Origin of the sequence: Kineococcus sp. NPDC059986, assembly GCF_040702905.1 — a bacterium.
Lineage (GTDB): Bacteria > Actinomycetota > Actinomycetes > Actinomycetales > Kineococcaceae > Kineococcus.
Genome location: NZ_JBFBND010000010.1, coordinates 66645 through 85217, shown reverse-complemented (window position 1 = coordinate 85217; position 18573 = coordinate 66645). Strand labels below are relative to the sequence as shown.

Below are 18573 nucleotides of genomic sequence, written 5' to 3'. Positions count from 1 at the left end.
CCACCCCTTCCACCACCACGAGCCCCCTCACCCTCGACCCCGCCGACGCCCTGCGCAGGGAGTGGGCGACCTCCCCGCGGTGGGCCGGGGTGCGCCGCGACTTCACGGCCGAGGACGTCGTCCGCCTGCGGGGCCGGGTCACCGAGGAGCACACCCTGGCCCGGCTCGGTGCCGACCGGCTCTGGGACCTGCTGCACACCCGGCCGTTCGTCCCCGCCCTCGGGGCGCTGACGGGGAACCAGGCCGTCCAGATGGTCCGCGCCGGACTGGAGGCGGTCTACCTGTCCGGGTGGCAGGTCGCGGCCGACGCCAACCTCTCCGGGCAGACGTACCCGGACCAGAGCCTGTACCCGGTGAACTCCGTCCCCGCGGTCGTCCGTCGCATCAACAACGCCCTGCTGCGAACCGACGGCATCGAGTGGGCCGAGAACCCCCGCGGGGAAGGACCGAGCCCGTGGCTCGCGCCGGTCGTGGCCGACGCCGAGGCGGGTTTCGGCGGACCCCTCAACGCCTTCGAGCTCATGAAGTCGATGATCGCCGCCGGGGCCGCCGGGGTGCACTGGGAGGACCAGCTCGCGAGCGAGAAGAAGTGCGGCCACCTGGGCGGGAAGGTCCTCGTCCCGACGGCCCAGCACGTCCGCACGCTCAACGCGGCGCGGCTCGCGGCCGACGTCTGCGGCGTCCCCACGCTCGTCGTCGCCCGCACCGACGCCCTCGCCGCGGACCTGCTGACGAGCGACGTCGACGACCGGGACCGACCGTTCGTGACCGGTGAGCGCACGGGCGAGGGGTTCTTCCGCGTCCGCAGCGGACCCGAGGCGGCCATCACCCGTGGTCGCTCCTACGCGCCGTACGCCGACCTGCTGTGGGTCGAGACGGGCCGGCCCGACCTCGGGTTCGCCCGGGAGTTCGCCCAGGAGGTCCACCGCGAGCACCCCGGCAAGCTCCTCGCCTACAACTGCTCGCCGTCGTTCAACTGGCGTGCGGCACTGGACGACCACCAGATCGCGACGTTCCAGCAGGAGCTGGGCGAACTGGGGTACGCGTTCCAGTTCATCACCCTCGCCGGGTTCCACGCCCTGAACCACTCGATGTTCGAACTCGCCCGCGGCTACGCCCAGGGCGGCATGACGGCGTACGCCGAACTGCAGACCCGGGAGTTCGCGTCCGTCGAGCACGGCTACACCGCCGTCCGGCACCAGGCGGAGGTCGGCACGGGGTACTTCGACCACGTCACCCGGGCCCTGTCCCCCGACGCCGCGACGACGGCCATGGCCGGGTCAACCGAGCACGAACAGTTCTGACCGGCCGTCCACGACTCGAAGAGGAGGAGTTCCCGTGACCGTCCTGACCCCGCGCGGCACCGTCGAGGTGCTCGCCCCGTCCCCCGCCCGCGGCGCCGAACTGCTGACCCCCGACGCCCTCGGTTTCGTCGCCCTGCTGCACGACACGTTCGCCGGTCGCCGGGCCGAACTGCTGAGCGCCCGGCGCACCCGCACCGCCCGGCTGCTGTCCGGGGAGGAACGGCTCGGGTTCTCCCCGCACACGGCCCGGATCCGCGAGGACGCGGGCTGGCGGGTTCCGCCCCCACCCCCGGGCCTGACCCGCCGGCACGTCGAGATCACCGGACCGCCGACGCGGACGATGACCGTCAACGCCCTGAACTCCGGGGCGGACGTGTGGATGGCGGACTTCGAGGACGCGACGTCCCCGACGTGGGCGAACGTCGTGGAGGGACACCGGAACCTGCGCGACGCCCTGGACCGCCGCATCGACTTCACGACGCCGGAGGGCAAGGAGTACCGCCTCGGTGAGCACCTGCCGACGATCGTCGTCCGTCCCCGCGGGTGGCACCTGGTGGAGAAGCACGTCCGGGTCCGCGGCGCGGCGGTCGCGGGCGCGTTCGTCGACGCGGGCCTGCACCTGTTCCTCAACGCCCGGCGGCTGCTCGAGCGCGGCCACGGCCCGTACTTCTACCTGCCCAAGCTCGAGTCCGCGGCCGAGGCCGCGCTGTGGCACGACGTCTTCGTCGTCGCCGAGGAGGCGCTCGACCTGCCGCGCGGGTCGATCCGGGCCACCGTGCTCGTCGAGACGCTCCCCCTGGTCTTCGAGATGGACGAGGTGCTGCACGCCCTCGGGGAACACGCCGCGGGTCTCAACGCCGGCCGGTGGGACTACCTGTTCAGCGCCCTGAAGAACCTCCGAGAGGACCCCGCCGCCGTCCTGCCGGACCGGGCGTCGGTGACGATGACCGTCCCCTTCATGCGCGCCTACACCGACCTGCTCGTGCGGACCTGCCACCGGCGCGGCGCCATGGCGATCGGGGGGATGGCCGCGGCCGTCCCTTCGCGGACCGATCCCGAGGCGACCCGGCGCGCCCGGGACGCCGTCGCCGCGGACAAGACGCGCGAGGCCCACGACGGGTTCGACGGGTCCTGGGTCGCGCAACCCGCCCTGGTCCCCGTCGCCCGCGCGGCCTTCGACGCCGTCCTGCACGGCGCCGACGACCAGCGCGACCGGCTGCGCGAGGACGTCGCTGTCGGCGCCGAGGACCTGCTCGACCTCGCCTCCGCGGGCGGCCGCGTCACCGAGACCGGCCTGCGGGCGAACCTGCGGGTCAGCCTGCTGTACCTGCGGGCGTGGCTCGGCGGGTCGGGGGCGGTGGCCGTCGACGGTTCCATGGAGGACGCCGCGACGGTCGAGATCTCCCGCACGCAGGTCTGGACCTGGTTGCGGCACAGCGTGTCCCTCGACGACGGCCGTGCCGTCGACCGACGCCTGGTGCAACGCACGCTCGACGAGGAGTTCGGCCGCGCGCTCGCCGAGCTCGACGGCGTGCCCGGCGCGGCGGGTCGGTTGCAGGACGCGCGCCGGATCGTCGAGGACGCGACGTTCGGCACCGAGTTCCCGGCGTTCGTGACGACGGAGGCGTACGCCCGTCACCTCGTGGTCCTGGCAGCACCTCCCCGCGCGGTGCGGCTGCCCGACCCCGAACCCGCCCTCACCTGAGCGCCTCCCCCTGCCGGGGACGGGGCGGGAAGGTGGGGGTCGCGGTGGGCGTTGCAGACGCCATGGGCACCCCCGCCGACGACCTGGTCGTCACCCACGACGAGACCGCGCACCGCTGGGAGGGCCGGCTCGACGGCCGGGTCGTCGCCCTCGCCGACTACGTCCCGCAGGGCGCCCCCACCGGTGACGCGGCCGTCGCGTCGATCGCCATGGTGCACACCGAGGTCGACCCGGAGCACGAGCACCAGGGCCTGGCGACGAAGGTCGTCGACACGGCCCTGCGGGACGCCCGCGCGCGGGGGTGGCGCGTCGTCCCGGCCTGCACGTTCGTGCGGTTGCACGTGCGTCGGCACGCCGAGGAGTACGCCGACGTCCTCTGAGGCTGCCCACGGGGCGTCCCCCGACAGGGCACGATGTCCCCGTGGCCAGCACTGAACCCCGACGTCGCGCCCGGAGGTCCCGTCCCGACGGGCCGGTGACCCTCGACGACGTCGCCCGCGAGGCGGGGGTCTCCCTGGCCACGGCGTCCCGGGTCCTCAACGGCAGCACCAGGGTCGTCGGGGAGGCGCTGCGCGAACGGGTCCACGACGCCGCGGCCCGGTTGGACTACAGCGCCAACGCGCAGGCGCAGGCCATGGCCCGCGGACGGTCCGACGTCGTCGGCCTCGTCGTCCACGACATCGCCGACCCCTACTTCTCCTCGCTGGCCGCGGGTGTCATGAACGCCGCCGAGTCGGCCGGGGCCATCGTCACGCTGTCGGTCACCCGAGGCGACGCCGACCGCGAGGTCGCCCACGTCGCGGCCCTGCGGCGCCAGCGGGTCCGGGCCGTCATCCTCGCGGGGTCGCGCTGGACCGACGCCGAACGCACCGACGCCCTGCGCACCGAACTGGACGCCTTCCGCAGCGGCGGCGGTCAGGTCGCGGCGGCGACGCAGGACGTCCTGGGCGTCGACACCGTCCTGGTCGACAACGAGGGCGGGGCGCGGCGGCTGGCCGAGGCCGTCGCGGACCTCGGGTACCGGGAGTTCTGGCTGCTGGAGGGCCCGGGGAACCTCGTCACGGCCCGCGACCGGACCGCCGGGTTCCTCGCCGGTCTCGCGGCGCGCGGCCTGGAACCGGCCGAGCGCGTCGCCGGGCCGTTCACGCGCGACGGCGCGTACGACGGGGTCGCGGCCCTGCTGGAGCGCCGGGGTCACCGCCGCCGGCGCGCCGAACCGCCGCCCGCGCTCCTGGCCGCCAACGACGTCATGGCCGTGGGGGCCATCGCCGCGGCGCGCGACGCGGGGCTCGACGTCCCCCGCGACCTGGCCGTGGCCGGGTTCGACGACATCCCGACGCTGCGCGACATCGCCCCGGCGCTGACGACGGTCCGGTTGCCGCTCACGGACATCGGCCACCGCCTGTTCGACCTCGTCGACTCCGCCGAGGGCGGTCCGGCGCGCTTCGAGCACGTCGTGGGCGACGTGCTGCTGCGGGCGAGCACGCCCGCCCTGTCCTGACCGGAGGGTTCCCGCGCGAGGGCGACCTTGCTAGGGTCGCCTGGTAAGCGCTATCCGCGGGTCGACGACCGCCCCGCCCACCTCGCGGGAGCGGCCGAGCCCACCGTCCGAGGAGCCCCTCGTGCCCACCTCCCCCCAGGACCCGCAGCGGGCCCCCCGCACCGCGGTCGTCGTCGGCACCGGCGCGATCGCCCACTCCCACGTGCGGGCCCTGCGCGCGCTCGGCGACCGCGTCGAGGTGGTGGCCGCGGTGGACGTCGACGCCGACCGCGCCGCCGCCTTCGCCGCCGAGTGGTCGGTGCCCCGCACCGCCGCGACGCTCACCGAGGTGCTGGCCGACGGACCGGTGGACCTCGTCCACGTGTGCACGCCGCCGGCCGCCCACGTCGACCTGTCGCAGGAGGCCCTCGCGGTCGGCGCCACCGTCGTCGTCGAGAAGCCCGTCGCGCTGTCGCTCGCCGAGACCGACCGCCTGCTCGCGGCCGAGCGCGCGTCGACCGGATCCGTCGCCGTCGTCTCCCAGCACCGGTTCGGCTCGGGCGTGCAGCGGCTGCGCTCGCTCGTCGAGGACGGCTCGCTCGGCCGGCCGCTCGTCACGACGTGCCTCACCCAGTGGTACCGCGCCGACGCCTACTTCCAGGTGCCGTGGCGCGGGACCTTCGCCCTCGAGGGCGGCGGCACGACGATGGGCCACGGCATCCACCAGCTGGACGTCCTGCTCGCCGTCCTCGGCCCGTGGGAGGAGGTCAGCGCCATGGCCGCCCACGGCTCCCGGCCGACCGAGACGGAGGAGGTGTCCGTCGCCACCGTGCGGTTCGCCGACGGCAGCCTCGCGAGCGTCGTGAACTCGGCCGTGTCGGTGCGCGAGACGACGGTCATGCGCTTCGACCTGCAGTTCGCCACGGTGGAACTGACGCACCTCTACGGCTACCGCGACGACGACTTCCGCGTCACCGCGGCCCCCGGTCACGAAGAGGCGGTCGAGGCGGCCTGGGCCCGCGAACCCCGCGGGGTCCCCTCCAGCCACCAGGCCCAGTTCAGGGCCGTCCTCGACGCCCTCGACACCGGCGGGACCCCGCCCGTCCCGCTCGCCGCGGCCCGGGAGACGCTGGAACTCGTCGCGGCCGTCTACGCGTCCGCGTTCACGGGGAAACCCGTGCGGCGCGGGGAGATCGACGCCTCGAACCCGTTCTGGGCGGCCATGGACGGGACGGGCGCCGTCTGGCACTGACCCGCCGCGGGCGCAGTTTCAGTGGTGCGGGGTCAGTTCAGCCAGTCGAGCGGTGAGGACGTCAGCGGCCGCCAGTCGACCTGCCCCCCGCCCAGGACCACGAGCAGCGCGGCGAAGGCGATGAGCAGCAGGACGCCGATCGCGATCCCCGTCTCGCGTTCCCCGCGCAGCGCGCTGCGGATCGCGGTCCGGGTCCCGCGCTGCAGGGACCGGCCCCCCGGGCCGTGCCAGGCGACGAGCGTTCCCGCGAGGCCGGCCGCGCCGAGGTTCCACGGGCTCTGGTACCCGCCGAGGGAACCGTGCGTGAACGTGCCGAGGATGAACACGACGCTCACCCCGACGAGCAGCGGGATGAGCGCGGCGAAGGCCGTCGACACAGCGGCGCGCAGGGCGTGCCACGGAGTGGCGGCGCCCACCGCGAGCGCGTCGGTCGAGCGGGGTCCGGCCTCCCACCGACGGCGGAACAGCCCCGCGGCGGCGCGGTCGACGGTCCGGGCGACGGTGCCGCCGAGGAGCGCCAGCACGACCCCGGCCGCGGGGGCGACGGCGAACACGCCGACGAGGGCCACCAGACCGGCGAGGATCGTCCAGGACCGTTGCGGGCGCGCGGGTTCGCCGTTGGTGCCGAGCCGCGGCGCCTGGCCCGCCGGCTGCCCCCCGACGTGTCCGACGGGCGCGTGGGCCTGGGTCGGAACGGGGGCCTGGCCCCAGCTCGGACCGGGGCCGGGGGCCTGCGGGATCCACCCGGGCGGCGCCTGCTGCACGGGCGGTCGCCGGTCGGCCGGACCCGCCTGCGGGAAGGCAGCCGTCGCAGGCGCCGGCCGCACGGGCGGCAGCACGCTCGTCGCCTCGGCCGGGGACTCGGACCGCGGGTCGACCGGTCGGGCTGACTGCGGCCCCGTCGGCAGCGACTCGTCGGCGATGAGCGAGGCGAACCGGGAACGCGCCACCGGGTCGACGGGAGCGGAGGGGACCGCCGTGGTCCGGGCGCCGGGGTCGGAGTGCGCCAGCGGACCGGTCGTCGCGCCGTCGAGCGCCCGCAACAGGGCGTCGGGGTGCGGGCGGTGCGCGGGGTTCACCGCGAGCGCCGCCAGGACGGGACCGCGCAGGTCCACCGGGACCTCGGACAGGTCCACGTCGGCGCGCCGGACGCGGTCGAGGACGACCTCCATGGGGCCCGTGCCGAACGGCGGCCTGCCGCTGGCGGCGAACGCGACGGTCGCGGCCCAGCCCCACCAGTCGGTGGCCGGCGAGACGAGCCCGCCGGCGACGACCTCCGGGGAGAGGTAGCCGGGGGTCCCCATGACGAGACCGGTCGAGGTCAGCCGGACGTCGTCGGCGACGTGCGCGATGCCGAAGTCGATGACGACGGGCAGGCCGTCGAGCACGAGGACGTTGCTGGGCTTGAGGTCGCGGTGCACGACCCCCGCGGCGTGGATGGCGTGCAGCGCCTCGGCGAGCCCGTGGCCCAGGTCGCGCAACCGGCTGCCGCGCAAGGGTCCCCGTGTCTGCACGACGTGCTCGAGCGAGGGACCGGGGACGTAGCGCGTGACGAGGTGCGGCCACTGGCCGTCGACGTCGGCGGCGATGACCTCCGCCACGCGCGGGGAGCGGACGCGTTCCAGCGTCGACACCTCGCGGGCCAGGCGCTGCCGCGCCTGCGGGTCGGCGGCGATGTGCGGTTTGAGGACCTTCAGCGCCACGGCGCGGTGCTCGTCGTCGAGGCCGAGGTAGACGATGCCCATGCCGCCCTGGCCGATCTCACGGTCCAGGCGGTAGCGGCCGAGCTTGTCGCCGGGTGAGGGCGCGTAGACGTGCGGTGACCAGCTCTGGGCGGGGGTCCGCTCGACGCGCAGGTCGTCCACGCCCCGGGGGGACTGCGGACCGTGGGGGCCGTCCGGCCCGCCCGCGGGCACGGCACGGGTCCGCGCGTCGCCCGAGGAGTGCGGGTAGGGGGTGACCACGACCCCACGGTACGGCAGCGCGTCCTCCCTGCCCCGTCACGCACGGCCTCTTCACACGCTCCGGACGACTCCTCAGCCCAGCTTCAGGCTCGCGCGTCCGGCGCCGTCGGCGATCACGAGGGGTGGGGCGGGCGGGCACTGAGTAGGGTCGGCCGTGCGATCGGAGCGAGGTCGCGCAGCGATCGACCGAGGAGGACCCCCCGATGGCCGGCGACTACGACCTGGTGGTGGTGGCCAACCGGCTCCCCGTGGACCGCGTGGAGGAACCCGACGGGACGACGTCCTGGCGGCGCAGCCCCGGCGGTCTCGTCACGGCCCTCGAACCGGTCATGCAGCGCGAGGACGGCGCCTGGGTCGGCTGGGCCGGCACGCCCGGTGACCCACCGGACCCCTTCGACGCCGAGGGCGTGCGGTGCGTGCCCATCGGGTTGTCGGCCGAGGAGGTCGAGGACTACTACGAGGGGTTCTCCAACGGCACGCTGTGGCCGCTCTACCACGACGTCATCGTGGCGCCCGGCTACCACCGCAGCTGGTGGGAGGCCTACGTCCGCGTCAACGAGCGGTTCGCCGCGGCCGCGGCCGAGCAGGCCTCCGAGGGCGCGACGGTGTGGGTGCAGGACTACCAGCTGCAACTCGTCCCGCGGATGCTGCGACGGCGCCGGCCCGACCTGTCGATCGGGTTCTTCAACCACATCCCGTTCCCGCCGTTCGAGATCTTCGCGCAGCTGCCGTGGCGCAAGGCCATCATCGACGGCCTCCTGGGCGCCGACCTCGTGGGTTTCCAGCGGCTGGCGGACGCGCAGAACTTCACGCGGGCGTGCCGCCGGGCCTCGAACCTGCCGGCCCGCTCCGGGCGCATCCGGCTGGACGACGAGGACGGCCGGGAGGTGCGCGCGGCGTCGTTCCCGATCTCGATCGACTTCGCGGCCCTCGACGACCTGGCCCAGCGGGAGAGCGTCCGGGCGCGCGCGGCGGAGATCCGCCGCGACCTCGGCAACCCCGAGCACGTGCTGCTCGGGGTGGACCGGCTCGACTACACCAAGGGGATCCTGCACCGCCTCAAGGCGTTCGAGGAACTCCTCGACGACGGCAAGGTGCAGGTCGAGGAGGCCTCGCTCATCCAGGTCGCCACCCCGTCGCGCGAACGCGTCGAGCAGTACATCCAGCTGCGGCAGGACGTCGAGGTCACCGTCGGCCGCATCAACGGCACGCACGGGACCATCGGGAACACCGCGGTGCACTACCTGCACCACTCCTACGGCAAGGAGGAGATGGCGGCCCTGTTCCTCGCGGCGGACGTCATGCTCGTCACGGCCCTGCGCGACGGGATGAACCTCGTCGCCAAGGAGTACGTGGCCGCGCGCCACGACGAACGCGGTGTCCTGGTGCTCTCGGAGTTCACCGGGGCGGCCGACGAACTCGGCCAGGCGCTCATGGTGAACCCGCACGACATCGACGGCCTCAAGGACACGATCGTCCGCGCGCTGCGGATGTCGCCGCGTGAGGCGGGGCGCCGGATGCGTGCGCTGCGGCGGCGCGTCGGCGACCACGACGTGCAGCGGTGGGCGGCCTCGTTCCTGCAGGCCCTCGCCGAGCACCACACGACGCCGGCGTCGACGTCCGTGGCGCACGCGGCCGACGCGGACGGGGCCGCCTCGTGAGCGGGCCGGACGTGCCCGGACCTCTCGACGGGGACCTCGACGCGGCGCTCGCGCGGTTCACGGGCCGCGGTCGGGTGCTCGTGGCGCTCGACTTCGACGGGGTCCTGTCGCCGATCGTCGACGAACCCTCCGCCGCCCGGCCGCTGCCCGCCGCCGCCGAGGCGCTGGAACGGCTCGTCGCGTCGACGGACGTGGCCCTGGTCTCCGGTCGCGACCTCGACGACCTGCGCGCGTGCGCCGCTCCCCCGGCCGCCGTCGTGCTCGTCGGCGGGCACGGCACCCAGAGCTCGCTCGAGGGCGCCGCGGGTGGGCAGAGCCTCAGCGAGGCGGAGTCCGCGCTGCTGGAACGGCTCGGGACCGAGCTCGACGCCCTCGTCGAGGGCGTGGGCGGCGCGCACGTGGAACGCAAACCCATGTCGGCCGTGCTGCACACCCGGCGCGCCTCCCGCCCCGACGCCGAGCGGCTGACGCAGGCCGCCCTCGCCGGGCCGGCGACGTGGGAGGGCGTGCACGCGTTGCGCGGCAAGGAGGTCGTCGAGCTCGGGGCCGTGGAGCTGGGCAAGGGGGCCGGGTTGCTGCGGCTGCGCGACCGTCTCACCGCGGACGGTCCGGCCGTCGAGGCCGTCCTGTTCGCCGGCGACGACGTGACCGACGAGGACGCCTTCGCCGCCCTCGACCCCGCCGCCGGGGACGTCACGGTGAAGGTCGGCGACGGCGAGACGGGCGCCGCGTTCCGCGTCGAGGGCCCCGCGGACGTCGCCGCCCTCCTGCACCGCCTCGCCGACCTCCGCACCCCCCACCGCTAGGCGGAAAACACTCTTTCCGCCCTCTGGGATCGTTCCCGGAGGGCGGGAAGAGTGTTTTCCGCTCCAGGTGGGGGCGCGGGGTCAGCGCTGCAGGGTCGTGCGCAGCCAGGCCTCGACGTTCGCGACGTGGAGCAGCGCGGCGGCGTGCGCGCGTTCGCGGTCACCGTCGCGGACGGCCTCGTAGATCGCGGCGTGCTCGGCGATGGTGCGTTGCCGGGAGTCGGCGACCGTGAGCGCGCGCCACACGCGGGCCCGCACCGTCGCCCCGGAGATCCCCCGCAGGATGGCGGCCAGGGCCATGTTGCCGCTCGCGGCGGCGACGGCGGCGTGGAACTGCTCGTCGTGGGCGACGAGCCCCTCCTCGTCCTCGGCCTCCTCCATGCAGCGCAGGTGGTGGGCGACGGCTCCGAGCCCGGACGCGTCGGCCCGGGCCGCGGCGAGCGCCGTGGCCTGGGGTTCGACGAGCCGGCGGCACTCCATGATCGCGAGGAGGTGCTCGTCGGCCATGAGGTCGACGGCGTCGGCGATGCCGGTGAACAACCGGTCCGGCGTCAGGCTCGTGACGTAGGTGCCGTCCCCGCGCCGGACCTCCAGCACGCCGGCGGTGGCCAGGGCCCGGACGGCCTCGCGCAGACCGGACCGGGAGACACCGAGCTGCTCGGACAGCGCGGCCTCGGCGGGCAGTCGCTGACCGGGGCGCAGGTCGCCACGGATGATGAGTTCACGGACGCGCTCGATGGCGGCCTCCGTCAGCGGAGCAGCCACTCCCACCTCCAGCCCTCACCGGCACGCAGCCGGGTCGTGTGACGGACGGGCGCGTCGGCAGCCGGTCCGCGCTCATTGTGCACGGATCCCACCAGACCTAGACATCTGATGTCTGGGCGGATAGTTTCGACCTCACCCGCCCGACCCGTCCCCGCAGGAGCACCCGGCCGACCGACCGCCCCCACCGCCGCGGTGCCCCTCGAGCGGGTCCGCACCACCCGTCGCGCTCCCACCGCAGCGCGCGCGACCTCCCGTCGGCCCCGGGTCGCGGACACTCCCCACCGGAGTTCCCGGCTCGGCGACCGCCAGGGAGTCGTCAGATGCCTGGAGGAACCCTTGTCCACCGCCGCCGTCTTCACGAGCCTCGACGTCCACGACGTCCGGTTCCCCACCTCCGAGCACCTCGACGGCTCGGACGCCATGAACCCCGAACCGGACTACTCCGCGGCGTACGCCGTCCTGCGCACCGACGCCGGCGACGGGCACGAGGGGCACGCGCTCGCCTTCACCACGGGCCGCGGCAACGACCTGCAGACCGCGGCGATCCACGCCCTGGCCCCGTTCGTGGTCGGCCGCCGCGTGGACGACGTCCTGGGCGACCTCGGGGCGTTCTCCAAGGAGATGGTCCACGAACCGCAGCTGCGGTGGCTGGGCCCGGAGAAGGGCGTCGTGCAGATGGCCGTCGGCGCGGTCCTCAACGCCGCGTGGGACCTGCGCGCCAAGCGGGCCGAGCAACCCCTGTGGCGGCTCCTGGCCCACCTCGAGCCCGAGGAGGTCGTCTCCCTCGTCGACTTCCGGTGGCTGACCGACGCGATGACGCAGAAGCAGGCGCTCGAGCTGCTGCGCCGCGCCGTCCCCGGCCGCGCCGAGCGCGAGGCGGAACTCCTGCGCCTGGGGTACCCCGCCTACACGACGACCCCCGGCTGGCTGGGCTACTCCGACGACAAGCTCGCGCGCCTGGCCGAGCAGGCCGTCGCCGACGGCTTCACCCAGATCAAGCTCAAGGTCGGCGCGAACGTCGAGGACGACGTGCGCCGGATGCGCGTCGCGCGCGCAGCGGTCGGTGAGGACATCCGCATCGCCGTCGACGCCAACCAGCGCTGGGACGTGGGCGACGCCATCACGTGGATGCGCGCCCTCGCCCCGTTCGACCCGTACTGGATCGAGGAACCCACGAGCCCCGACGACGTCCTGGGTCACGCGACCGTCCGCCGTGCGCTGCACCCCATCAAGGTCGCGACGGGTGAGCACGTCGCGAACCGGGTCGTGTTCAAGCAGCTCCTGCAGGCCGGGGCCGTCGACGTCGTGCAGATCGACGCGGCCCGCGTCGCGGGGGTCAACGAGAACCTCGCCATCCTCCTGCTCGCCGCCCACCACGGGGTTCCCGTCTGCCCGCACGCCGGCGGTGTCGGGTTGTGCGAGATGGTGCAGCACCTGTCGATGGCCGACTACGTCAGCATCTCCGGGACCTGGACCGACCGGGTCGTCGAACACGTCGACCACCTCCACGAGCACTTCGTGACCCCCGTGCAGCTGGAGAACGGCCGGTACCGCGCACCTCTCGCCCCGGGCGGGGGCGGGGAGATGCTGGCCCCCTCCATCGCCGAGCACACGTTCCCCGACGGACCCGTGTGGGTCGCGCGCCGCGCGCCCGAGGCCGTCGCCACCGGAGGGATCCTCGCGTGAGCACCACCACCCACCTCGCCGCCCGCTACCACCGCGCGGGGGACGTCCACGCCGACCAGGTGGAACGCCGCGCACCCGGCGCCGGCGAGGTCGAGATCGCGCCGCTCTTCACCGGGATCTGCGGCACCGACCTGCACATCGCGGCCGGCCACATGGACGCCCGGGTGAGCACCCCCGCCGTCATCGGGCACGAGACCGTGGGCACGGTGAGCGCGCTCGGGGCGGGAGTGTCGGGCTGGTCCGTCGGCGACCTCGTCACCGTCGTCCCGCTGCGTCCGGACGACACGTGCGCCACGTGCCGCAACGGGTTCTCCCACGTGTGCGACCACCTCGACTTCCTCGGCATCGACTCCCCCGGGGCCCTCGCCGAGCACTGGGTCGTGCCCGAGCACACGCTCGTCCGGGTCCCGGACGGCACCGACCCGCAGGACGCGGCCCTGCTCGAACCCACGTCCGTCGCCGTGCACGACGTGCGACGTTCCCGGTTGCAGGCCGGCGAGTTCGCCGCGGTCGTCGGCGGTGGACCGGTCGGGTTGCTCATCGCGCTCGTCGCCCGCCGCACCGGCGCGGAGGTCGTCCTGTCCGAACCCGACGCCACGCGACGCGCCCTCGCCGCCGCGCTCGGCCTCGACGTCGTCGATCCCCTGACGCAGGACCTGTCCGCACTCACCCGCGAGCGGACGGGCGGGGCCGGTGCGGCCGTCGCCTTCGAGGTGTCCGGGTCCGCCCCGGGCCTGACCTCCGCGATCGGCGCGCTCGCGGTGCGCGGCCGGCTGTGCCTCGTCGGCATCCACGCCGCCCCGCGCGAGATCGACCTGCACCCGTTCTTCTGGCGCGAACTGGAACTCCTCGGTGCGCGGTTGTACGAACGCGGTGACGTGGAGGAGGCCGTCCGGCTCGTGGCCGCCGGCGACCTGCCCGTCGCCTCACTGGTCTCGCACGTCCTGCCCCTGTCGCGGGTCGACGAGGCGTTCGCGGCGCTGGCCGAGGGCGGCGCCGTCAAGGTGCTCGTCGACTGCCGTGCCGCGGAGGTCGAGGCGTGAGTTCGCCGTTCGACCTCACGGGCCGGCTCGCCGTCGTCACCGGTGCCAGCCGTGGCATCGGGCGTGCCTGCGCGGTGGCACTCGCCGCCGCGGGCGCCGACGTCATCGGCGTTGCGACGAACCCCCCGGAGGGCGACGTCGCCGACGAGGTGCGCGCGAGCGGCCGGACGTACGAGGCGCTCGGCTGCGACTTCGCCGACGCGGGTGCCGTCGCCGACCTCGGGGACCACCTCGCCGGCCGCGGCGTGGACGTGCTGGTGAACAACGCCGGGACGATCCGCCGCACCCCGGCCGCGGACCACCCGCAGGCCGACTTCGACCACGTGTTGCAGGTGAACCTCACGAGCCAGTTCACGCTGACGCAGCGCGTCGGGGCGTCGATGCTCGAGCGCGGGCACGGCAAGGTCGTCTTCACGGCGTCGCTGCTGAGCTTCCAGGGGGGTGTGAACGTCCCCGGCTACACGGCCTCCAAGCACGCGATCGCGGGTCTCACCCGGGCGCTCGCCAACGAGTGGGCCCCCCGCGGGGTGAACGTCAACGCCGTCGCCCCCGGGTACGTCGTGACCGACAACACCGCGGCCCTGCGCGCCGACCCCGACCGCTCCCGCGCTCTGCTGGAACGGATCCCGGCCGGCCGCTGGGCGACACCGGAGGACATCGCCGGCCCCGTGGTGTTCCTGGCCAGCCCCGCCGCCGACTACGTCCACGGGGTCGTCCTCGCCGCCGACGGGGGGTGGCTCGCCCGCTGACCCGCGAGACGCGGGGCATGCCGGCGCGACCGGTACGTCCCGACCCCTCCGCAGAGCGTGGACGGGTCGGAACGTACCGGTCGCGAGCACGGGACGTCAGTGCGCCGGTGTCGCCTCCAGCAGGTACTCCACCCCCGCGGCCGCCGCCCACACGAGTTCGCCGGCGCCCTTCGCGACGAGTTCACCCTCCGCCGTGGTCACGGTGACGTCCGCCCCCTGCACGCGGACGGCGAGTTCCCCGTCACGTCCCGCCAGGACGCGTCCGCCGGTCAGCACGCCGTCCGCCCACCGCAGGTCGACGACGTGCCCACCGCGCGCCCGCAACCCGCGCACCGATCCCGTGACCCAGGCCGGGGGCAGGGCGGGGAGCAGGTCGAGCGCCCCGTCGTGCCCCTGCAGCAGGGTTTCAGCGATGCCGGCGACGGCACCGAAGTTCCCGTCGATCTGGAAGATCGCGTTCCCCGGCCAGCCGTTGTGCGGGTGCAGGTCGAGGAGCGAGTCCGACATGAGGTCCTCGACGAGCACCCGCAGGTGCTCCTGCGCCGCGGCGCCGTCCCCGAACCGGGCCGACAACCCCACGACCCACGACCGGCTCCACCCGGTGTGACCGCCACCGTGGCTCAACCGGCCCTCCAGCGACCGGCGGGCGGCGGCGAGCTCCTCGGGCGTCCGGCGACGCGTCGTGCTCGTCCCGGGGAACACCCCGTACAGGTGCGACACGTGCCGGTGGCCCGGTTCGGCCGACTCCAGACCCGGTCCCCACTCCTGCAGCACCCCGTCGACGACGGCCGGCTCGGCGAGCCGGCCCAGCACCCCGCGCACCTCCGCGGCGAGGTCGTCGTCCGGCAGTCCCGCCCGGGCGAGGAGGTCGAGGTAGTGGGTGCACACCTCACGCGTGAGTTCCCGGTCCATCGTCGCCCCGGCCGTCACGGCGGCCTGCGAGCCGTCGGGCAGCAGGAACGAGTTCTCCGGCGACGTCGACGGGCTCGGGACGAGCCGTCCGTCCGCGTCCTCCACGAGCAGGTCGAGCGAGGCGGCGGCCGCGGCCCGGTGCACGGGCAGGGCCACCTCCGCCAGGAAACCGTCGGCGGCGGAACCGAAGTCGACGTGGTCGTAGGTGTGCGCGGCCAGCCACGGCAGCGCCGAGGGCCAGTTCGACCAGAACGTCCGTCCCCGCACCGCCCGGGAGAACCGCCACACGTCGGTGTTGTGGTGGACGATCGCGCCGCGCGCGCCGTAGTCGAGCCGCGCCGTCTCCCGGCCCGCCTCGGCGAGGTCGCGGGCGAGGTCGAACAGCGGGGTGTGCAGCTCGGCCACCCCGGTCGTCTCGGCCGCCCAGTAGTTCATGGTGACGTTGATGTTCGTCGTGTAGTTGCTGCTCCAGCCGGGCCGGACGTCCGTGTTCCAGATCCCCTGCAGGTTCGCCGCCTGCGTCCCGGGCCGGGAGGAGGCGACGAGCAGGTACCGCCCCAGGTCGAAGACCCGTTGCGCGACGGCGACGTCCTCCTCGTGACCCGGTGCGGCCGTGACGTCGAGGTCGACGCGGTCGAACCAGCGCCGGTGCTCGGCCGTCGTCCGCTCCCGCAGGTCGGCGGTGCTCTCGCCGGCGGCGGCGAGCACCTGCTCCCGCGCCTGCCGCAGGAGCTCCTCGAGGTCGGCCGACGGACGCCGGTCCCACCCCCGGAACCCGGTCACGACGGTGGCGGTCAACCGCGCCGAGTCTCCCGTCCCGTCCCGGTCCCCGTGCACGAGCGCGGCGACGGCGAACCCGCCGCCGCGCGCGACGGTCCCGTCGGCGTCGGGTTCGTCGTCCGCGTACCGGACCGGGTCGTCGTCCGGCACGTAGTTCGGGACGACGGTGGCCGGGACGCGACCGGCCGCCAGCACCAGGGTGCCGGCCTCGACCTCCTCGACGCGCTGCACCGGCAGCGGGTGCGGGCTGGTGAACTCGACGGCGGGCAGGTCCCCGCCCTCCCGGCCCGTGGTCGCGACGAGGACGCTGGAGCCCGGCGCGACGAAGGTCTCCACCCGGTGCTCCGTCCCCGCACGCCGGTACCGCGTCGAGGCCACCGCCGACCCCAGGTCGAGGTCACGCGCGTACTCCCCCGGCTCCCCCGCGGACGCGTCGAAGGCCCAGGACAGCCGGCCGACGGGTTGGTAGGACTCGGTGTAGCCGTCGGCGTGCAGCTGCAGGGCGAGCTCGTCGGCGCGGTGGTGGTCCCCCGCGGCGACCGCGGCCCGCAGGCCCGGCAGGACGTGTGCGGCGCCCGCGTCGGTGCGGGGTGCGAGCGGACCTCCCGACCACAGGGTGTCGGCGTTGAGGTCGAACGTCTCGGTCCCGGCACCACCGGCGACGGTGACGCCCAACCGCCCGTCCCCCAGCAGGAACGCATCGGCGAACCGGGCCGCCGGTCGGTCGCAGCGCAAGACGTGCCGGGGGGCGGGCTGGTGGGTCATGTCTCTCCGGGGCTGGTGGGTGGTGGGACGGCGCGCCTCACTTGGAGGCGTCGTACGCCTTCTGCTGGATCTCGAGGTACCGCGGCAGGCCCGTCGACTGCAACTCCTCGACGTAGGACGCCCACGCGCCGTCGTCGTCCACGTCGCGGCTGCCGGTGATGAACTCGGCGCTGGCCTGCGCCACGAGGTTCTCGATGTTGGTCGTCAGCTCGGCGACCTCCGCGGACTCCTCCTGCGGCACCCACACCGACCAGTACGGGAAGACCTGGTCCTGCGGGACGTACGGCTCGTACAGCTTGCTGGCCGCGAAGAGCATGCGCTCGTAGCCGTCCGCGGGCTGGACCTGGGCGTTGCGGAACTCGGCGTTCTCGTTGTATTGCGCCAGTGCGCCCCAGCCGTCGTTGGCCGGCTTCACGTTGGGGTCCGTCTCGGGGATGCGGGCGATGGGAGTGAGGGTCTCGTCGAGCGCGGTCTCGCCGGGCTCGGGCTTGAACCAGTCCTTGCCCTCGATGCCGAACTCGGCCCGCAGGTGCTGGTCCTGGGGGAACATGTGGTCGAGCACCTTGATCGCGGCGACCTGCTCCTCCTCGCTGGCCTTGTTGGTCAGCGCGAACGTGGCGCCGGGCATGCTGGGCAGGTTGTAGGACGCGTACTGGACCCCCTTCGGGCCCTTCAGCGGCGCCAGCGCCTGGTAGGCCTCGTCACGGCCGTCGTCCTGGTAGGTGGTCACGAAGATCCCGGAGTGCAGGGCGGTCGCGGCGCCGATGAGCGGAGCCTCCGCGTTGTCACCCTTGGCGATCAAGGCGTCGCGGTTCTGGGTGAAGGCGCCGGGGTCGATCAACCCCGCGGCGTACATCGTGTTCATGAACGCCAGCGCGTCGCGGTAGGCGTCCTGCTGCGCCTGCAGCGTCACCTTGCCGCCCTCCAGCGTGAGGGTCGACGGGTAGGTCGCACTGCCCTGCGGGTCGTAGAGGAACGCGTTGGCGAAGTACGGCAGCAGGAGGTCGTCGACGCTGGAGGTCAGCGGGATCTCGTCGGCCTTGCCGTTGCCGTTCGGGTCCTTCGTCTTGAAGGCCATCATGACGTCGAAGAACTCGTCGGTCGTCGTGGGCATCTGCAGGTTCAGCTTCTGCAGCCACTCGGTGTTGATCCAGAGCTTGGACTGGTACGAGCAGTGGAAGCAGTCGTTCCACTGCGGCATGCCGTAGATCTTGCCGTCGGGGGCGGTCGCCAGGGCCTTGAACTCCGGGGAGTCCGCGAACGCCTGCTTGATGTTCGGCGCGTGCTGGTCGATGAGGTCGTTCAGCGGTTGCAGGACGCCCTGCTGGCCGTAGCGCAGCAGGTCCTGCTGGGAGAACTGGTCCACCCACGGGATCATGAGGAAGACCTCGGGGTAGTCCCCGCCGGCGAGCTGGATGCGGCGCGCCTCGGCGGCCGTCGTCCCGTCGTACGTCGTGGTCTGCCAGTCGAACGTGTACCCGGAGAGCTCCTCCATCTCCTTCGAGAAGGAGTTCGTCTTCAGGTCGACGTCGGGACCCTGGGCGGCGAAGATCGAGAGGTTGTCCGCGTCGCCCGGGTCGTCGCCACCGGAGCAGGCGGTGGTGGCGAACAGCGTGACGGCGGCGAGGCCGACGGCGAGCGTGCGGGCACGGGAGCGGAACCGGCTGGGACTGGACATGGGGATCCCTTCGAGGGGCGGCG

14 protein-coding genes are annotated in these 18573 nt (G+C 74.2%); 10 read left to right on the top strand and 4 right to left on the bottom strand.

The window, feature by feature from the left end; translation table 11 throughout:
* Positions 1-50: 50 nt before the first annotated feature.
* The 5 genes from aceA (at position 51) to AB0637_RS09990 (ending at position 5741) form a co-directional block, all read left to right on the top strand.
* The gene (aceA, locus tag AB0637_RS10010) at positions 51-1304 is read left to right on the top strand and encodes an isocitrate lyase (protein WP_366171959.1); all 1254 of its coding nucleotides are present in this window, start codon (positions 51-53) and stop codon (positions 1302-1304) included.
* Between the two features lie 43 nt (positions 1305-1347).
* Positions 1348-3009, top strand: a complete 1662-nt coding sequence (gene aceB, locus AB0637_RS10005) for a malate synthase A (RefSeq protein ID WP_366171958.1) — start codon at positions 1348-1350, stop codon at positions 3007-3009.
* Between the two features lie 44 nt (positions 3010-3053).
* Complete coding sequence (locus AB0637_RS10000) at positions 3054-3389, top strand: GNAT family N-acetyltransferase (RefSeq protein WP_366171832.1); 336 nt, start codon at positions 3054-3056, stop codon at positions 3387-3389.
* A 41-nt stretch (positions 3390-3430) separates the two neighbouring features.
* On the top strand, positions 3431-4510 hold the full coding sequence (locus AB0637_RS09995) for a LacI family DNA-binding transcriptional regulator (protein ID WP_366171830.1): 1080 nt from the start codon (positions 3431-3433) through the stop codon (positions 4508-4510).
* 121 nt (positions 4511-4631) lie between these two features.
* Positions 4632-5741: a Gfo/Idh/MocA family oxidoreductase gene (locus tag AB0637_RS09990; RefSeq protein ID WP_366171828.1), complete on the top strand. Its 1110-nt coding sequence runs from the start codon at positions 4632-4634 to the stop codon at positions 5739-5741.
* 32 nt (positions 5742-5773) lie between these two features.
* Here AB0637_RS09990 and AB0637_RS09985 read toward each other — a convergent pair whose 3' ends face one another.
* On the bottom strand, positions 5774-7705 hold the full coding sequence (locus tag AB0637_RS09985) for a protein kinase (protein ID WP_366171826.1): 1932 nt from the start codon (positions 7703-7705) through the stop codon (positions 5774-5776).
* A gap of 203 nt (positions 7706-7908) precedes the next feature.
* On the opposite strand from AB0637_RS09985, the gene AB0637_RS09980 reads away from it, so the two are divergent.
* On the top strand, positions 7909-9366 hold the full coding sequence (locus AB0637_RS09980) for a trehalose-6-phosphate synthase (RefSeq protein ID WP_366171824.1): 1458 nt from the start codon (positions 7909-7911) through the stop codon (positions 9364-9366).
* Positions 9367-9377: 11 nt separating this feature from the next.
* Entirely contained in the window at positions 9378-10172 is a 795-nt protein-coding gene (gene otsB / locus AB0637_RS09975; protein WP_366171822.1) for a trehalose-phosphatase, read from the top strand.
* 81 nt (positions 10173-10253) lie between these two features.
* Here otsB and AB0637_RS09970 read toward each other — a convergent pair whose 3' ends face one another.
* Positions 10254-10937 carry an FCD domain-containing protein gene (locus AB0637_RS09970; protein WP_366171820.1) on the bottom strand — a complete coding sequence of 228 codons (684 nt, stop codon included), beginning with the start codon at positions 10935-10937 and terminating at the stop codon, positions 10254-10256.
* 336 nt (positions 10938-11273) lie between these two features.
* Between AB0637_RS09970 and AB0637_RS09965 the strand changes: the two genes are divergently transcribed.
* From AB0637_RS09965 to AB0637_RS09955, 3 genes are read left to right on the top strand one after another with little or no spacing between them, the layout of a single operon-like run.
* A complete protein-coding gene (locus tag AB0637_RS09965) occupies positions 11274-12623 on the top strand; it encodes an enolase C-terminal domain-like protein (RefSeq protein WP_366171818.1) in 1350 nt (449 codons plus the stop codon).
* Positions 12620-13666, top strand: a complete 1047-nt coding sequence (locus AB0637_RS09960) for an alcohol dehydrogenase catalytic domain-containing protein (protein WP_366171816.1) — start codon at positions 12620-12622, stop codon at positions 13664-13666. The genes AB0637_RS09965 and AB0637_RS09960 overlap by 4 nt, the downstream gene beginning before the upstream one ends.
* Positions 13663-14415, top strand: coding sequence for an SDR family oxidoreductase (locus AB0637_RS09955; RefSeq protein ID WP_366171814.1), 753 nt, complete (start codon positions 13663-13665; stop codon positions 14413-14415). Before AB0637_RS09960 ends, AB0637_RS09955 begins: the two co-directional genes overlap by 4 nt.
* A 96-nt stretch (positions 14416-14511) precedes the next feature.
* On the opposite strand, the gene AB0637_RS09950 is transcribed toward AB0637_RS09955, so the two are convergent.
* Positions 14512-16872 (bottom strand): glycoside hydrolase N-terminal domain-containing protein, encoded by a 2361-nt coding sequence (locus AB0637_RS09950; RefSeq protein WP_366171812.1) that lies wholly within the window; start codon positions 16870-16872, stop codon positions 14512-14514.
* A gap of 37 nt (positions 16873-16909) precedes the next feature.
* Positions 16910-18550: an ABC transporter substrate-binding protein gene (locus tag AB0637_RS09945; protein ID WP_366171810.1), complete on the bottom strand. Its 1641-nt coding sequence runs from the start codon at positions 18548-18550 to the stop codon at positions 16910-16912.
* Between the last annotated feature and the right edge of the window lie 23 nt (positions 18551-18573).